The sequence below is a fragment of the Rhizobium nepotum 39/7 genome (assembly GCF_000949865.1).
GTDB classification, from domain to species: domain Bacteria; phylum Pseudomonadota; class Alphaproteobacteria; order Rhizobiales; family Rhizobiaceae; genus Agrobacterium; species Agrobacterium nepotum.
Genome location: NZ_JWJH01000062.1, coordinates 1 through 4,518 on the forward strand (window position 1 = coordinate 1; position 4,518 = coordinate 4,518).

Consider the following 4,518-nt stretch of genomic DNA (forward strand, 5'->3'; position numbering starts at 1 on the left):
TAAACCGGACAGTAGTGGGACAAGCCCGAGGATCTGCTACGTCTTGATTTTATCGACGTGTTTAGATCCTTGGGACAAGCGCAAGGATGACGGCAATCCTTGGGCTTCGTTGTGTTCCCAACCGCTCTCATAACACCTTCTTTACCCTGCCTTTGAACCATCCGCTTACCGAAGATATTAAGCGGATGGATGCGCTTTGCCGCTTATGATGTGGTCATAACAAACAGGCCGCTGAAAAAGCGGGTGACAGGGTGAAATATCATGAGATGCATCGCCGCTTTGCTGGTTCTTGCCGGTTTGGCGCTCCTGCCCGCCGAGGCGAGGGCGCCGCACATTTATTCCGGTAAATCAGCGCTTCAGGGGCAATGAAGACAGCGTAAAAGTGCCGGTCAGTCGTTGCCGGCGGTTTCGCTGAGCATATCGAGGTCGGGCACCGTGATATGGCGGTTGTTCTCGATGCGGATGATGTCTTCCTTGCGCAGCTTGGTCATTTGCCGGCTAACTGTTTCGATGGTGAGGCCCAGGAAATCGGCGATGTCGGCGCGTGACAGCGGCAGGTCGAAGGACGATTTGTCGTCTTTTGCCGGGTCGATATGCGTGGCGATCATATAAAGAAAACTCGCAACTTTTTCCTGTGCCGATTTGCGGCCGAGCGTCAGCATCCAGTCGCGCGCTTCATCCAGTTCCTTCAGCGACTGACGGTGAAGTTTCCGCTCCATGTCAGGCACTTCGGAAACCATGCGCTCGACGATATGGCGCGGGAACAGGCAGATTTCCACATCGGTTGCGGCTTCCGCCGTCATTTTGCTTTCCGCCATGAACGGCCGCCCGAGAAAATCCGGTGCGAATTGCAGGCCGACGATCTGCTGGCGGCCATCCGACATCATCTTCGAGAGCTTCACCACGCCGTTGAGAATATTGCCATAGGAAGTGACGAGTTCACCCTGGCCAAGCAGCTCATTGCCCGCTTCCAGTTTTTTGCGGCTGGAATGACGGTTGAGGTCGCAGAGCTGCTGCGGCGTCAATGTGCTGCAAAGACCGCCATGGCGCCCCTGGCAGGAGCGGCACACCACGGGTTCCTGCGAATTGTGGATGGTCTTTTGCAACGTGTCCATAAGCCTTTTCCGATGCTGGCTTTAAGGGACGAATGCGACCGTGGGTGTGAAATCCGGTCTTTTCGAAGGCTTGCGCCGTGTAGCCGTCGCCCCCGCGTCTACTTTAGCAAGAACTTAAGGTGCGACTTGATTGAAGTCAAAGTTGCAAACTGTCGCAGCCATTACTGAAAGAGAGGAAATCGACATTTACTTGATAAAAGGCAAATCCGGGGATGAATACCGAACTTCTTCACAAATATTCGGGCGCCGTGCCGCGTTACACGAGCTATCCTACCGCGCCGCATTTTCACGAGGGAATCGATATTGGCACCTATCGCCGCTGGCTCGGCGATCTCGGCCACAGGAACCGGATATCGCTTTACCTGCATATTCCCTATTGCGACCGGCTGTGCTGGTTCTGTGCCTGCCACACCAAACACACGCTGAAATACGAGCCGATTGCCGTTTATCTTGAAGCATTTAAACGGGAGATAACGGCCGTCGGGGCTCTAGTTTCACCGGATGCGGTGGTGAGTGCCGTGCATTTCGGCGGAGGTTCTCCCACCATGCTGAGACCTGAGGATATGGTGGGCCTGATGGATTGTCTTCGAGGCCATTTCACCTTCGGGTTGGCGCCTGAAATCAGCGTGGAGATGGACCCGAACGATCTCGACGACGGCCGCTACGATGCGCTTGCCGCCATCGGCATGACGCGGGCAAGCGTTGGCGTGCAGGATTTCGATGACAAAGTGCAAAAAACCATCAACCGCATCCAGACCTTCGAACAGACGCAATCGGTAGTGGACGCCGTGCGGGCGAGGGGCGTCCATTCGGTCAATTGCGATATTCTTTACGGCCTGCCGTTTCAGACCTGCGAGACATTGGAGAGGACGGTCAGCCAGATCGTCTCGCTTGACCCGGACCGGGTAGCACTTTTCGGTTATGCCCATGTTCCCTGGATGAAAAAACACCAGTCGATGATCCCCGAAGACGCATTGCCCGGAATTGCCGAGCGTTACCGCCAGATGAGGATGGCGGGAGAGATGCTTGGCCAGGCGGGTTACAGGACGATCGGGATCGATCATTTCGCCAGGCCGGCCGACAATTTATGCCGGGCGGCCGAGGCGGGCGAGCTGCGGCGGAATTTTCAGGGCTACACCACCGACACGGCCGACACCCTGATCGGGCTTGGCGCATCCTCGATCGGCCGCTTGCCGCAGGGCTATGTGCAGAACATGGTGGCGACGGGGGAATATCAGCGGATAGTGGGCGAGGGCGGTCTCGCCGTCGTCAAGGGAATAGAGTTGTCCGAAGACGATCATCTGCGCGCGCATGTCATCGAGCGGCTGATGTGCGATTTTTCGCTCGATTTCTCGGATTTGAAGCATCGGTTCGGCAAGGCCAGCCATTCCGTCAGGGCGCAGGCGCAGCATTTTGCCGCAACCGACAGGGACAAGGTGGTGCGGTTCGACGCCGATATTTTTGCCGTGACGGAGGCGGGCAAGCCATTCGTCCGTAATATCGCGGCAATCTTCGACGCCTATCTCGGTAATGGACGCGGCCGCCATTCGGTTGCTGTTTAGGCAACAGTTTTGAGGCAAATTTCAAAGTTACGTCACGAAACCATTGGCTTTTTTGTGCGACTTGCCTATGTGGTGCGTCAGACAGCATATTTAATACAAACGACAATAAGGATTATGGGCGTGACAGCTACATTCGACAAGGTTGCCGACATTATCGCCGAAACCAGCGAAATCGACCGCGAAACCATTACGCCGGAAAGCCATACGATCGACGATCTGGGCATCGACAGCCTCGACTTTCTGGATATCGTTTTCGCCATCGACAAGGAATTCGGCATCAAGATTCCGCTCGAGCAGTGGACGCAGGAAGTCAACGAAGGCAAGGTTTCCACCGAAGAATACTTCGTGCTGAAAAATCTCTGCGCCAAAATCGACGAATTGAGCGCAGCCAAGGGCTAAGACGATAATGCCCGCTTCGAGCGGGCATTTCTTTTTCTGGACCTGGCCTTCAAGGACGGGTCGTAACCGACCAGAAACGGGCCGGACGGATGCTGCTTGAATATTTTCAGATGATCGACAGGGTCGAGACCGTGGATATGACGACGCGCACGTTGAAGGCGCAGTCCGTCGTTCCCGACAAAAGCCCGGTTTTCGAGGGACATTTCCCCGGCATGCCGCTGGTTCCGGGCGTGCTTCTGATCGAGACCATGGCGCAGGCTTCCGGCATGCTGGTTCTGGCGTTCAGCGATTTTTCGTCCATGCCGTTCCTGATGTCGGTCGATGGCGCCAAGATGCGGACTTTCGTGGAGCCGGGCGCGGTTCTCGACATCGAGGCGGTGCTGGAGCATGACGGTTCCGGTTTCGCCGTCACCAAGGCGAAGATCACCTCTGGCGGCAAGAGGGTCTGCGACGCGCAGCTGAAGCTGCGGACAATGCCCTTCAGCGAAATTCCGCTCGCGCCTATCGTCAGGAAGCGGGCCGAGGAAGTCGGCCTGATGGCGGCAATTGCTGCGGATGCGCAAAAATAAGCGCTTCCACTATACCGAAAGAGGGCGTTTTTTCGCGTCGCCGCCGTGTTGATGTATGAAAATCGGGGGCTTGTGCAGGCGGATCGGGCCTTCACCATTGCCAATCCGCATCGCGCGCTTTATTCCGCAACGCATGGAGTGGTCGTTTGCGACCGCTGTTGGATAGCCGTGACCGCTTGAACGGTCCGGCTGCAAAGGATGACAGACGATGAAATCTGACAATGATGTGGTGATAACCGGGGTCGGCATCGTGACCTGTCACGGCGTCGGTAGCCAGGCGCATCTTGCGCTTCTTTCGGGAACGGCGGCGCCGGAAACGGTGGTCGAGACCGAAAAGTTCAAACCCTATCCGGTCCATCCCATGCCGGTGATCGACTGGTCCACGCAGATCGCCAAGCGTGGCGACCAGCGCCAGATGGAAAACTGGCAGCGTCTCGGCGTTTTCGCTGCGGGCCTTGCGCTCGACGATGCCGGGCTGAAGGAGAATACCGAAGCCTGCGCCACCATGGACATGATCGTTGCCGCCGGCGGCGGCGAGCGCGACATCAATGTCGATACGCTGATCGTCGATGAGGCGCTGAAGCGCAACGACCGCGAAGTGCTGCTCAACGAGAAGCTGACGACGGAACTGCGTCCGACCCTGTTTCTCGCCCAGCTTTCCAATCTGATGGCAGGCAACATCTCCATCGTGCACAAGGTTACCGGCTCCTCCCGCACCTTCATGGGTGAGGAAGCGGCGGGCATTTCCGCCGTTGAAACCGCGTTCCACCGCATCCGTTCGGGCGAATCAAGCCACGCGCTGGTGGGCGGCGCCTTCTCCGCCGAGCGTCCCGACATGATCCTGCTGTTCGAAGCGATCGGTGCGCATGCGCA

The 4,518-nt window shown here is 57.1% G+C and carries 5 protein-coding genes; 4 read left to right on the forward strand and 1 reads right to left on the reverse strand.

Annotated features, from left to right (window positions below):
• Positions 1-389: 389 nt before the first annotated feature.
• On the reverse strand, positions 390-1,115 hold the full coding sequence (gene fnrN, locus RS75_RS24830; protein WP_045025265.1) for a transcriptional regulator FnrN: 726 nt from the start codon (positions 1,113-1,115) through the stop codon (positions 390-392).
• A gap of 212 nt (positions 1,116-1,327) precedes the next feature.
• Between fnrN and hemN the strand changes: the two genes are divergently transcribed.
• The 4 genes from hemN to RS75_RS24850 form a co-directional block, all read left to right on the forward strand.
• A complete protein-coding gene (gene hemN / locus RS75_RS24835) occupies positions 1,328-2,677 on the forward strand; it encodes an oxygen-independent coproporphyrinogen III oxidase (protein WP_045025266.1) in 1,350 nt (449 codons plus the stop codon).
• Positions 2,678-2,791: 114 nt separating this feature from the next.
• Positions 2,792-3,076, forward strand: a complete 285-nt coding sequence (locus RS75_RS24840; RefSeq protein WP_152643204.1) for an acyl carrier protein — start codon at positions 2,792-2,794, stop codon at positions 3,074-3,076.
• Between the two features lie 89 nt (positions 3,077-3,165).
• A complete protein-coding gene (locus RS75_RS24845) occupies positions 3,166-3,645 on the forward strand; it encodes a 3-hydroxyacyl-ACP dehydratase FabZ family protein (RefSeq protein WP_045025267.1) in 480 nt (159 codons plus the stop codon).
• Between the two features lie 208 nt (positions 3,646-3,853).
• A partial coding sequence (locus RS75_RS24850; protein ID WP_045025268.1) for a beta-ketoacyl-ACP synthase occupies positions 3,854-4,518 on the forward strand: 665 nt, incomplete at its 3' end.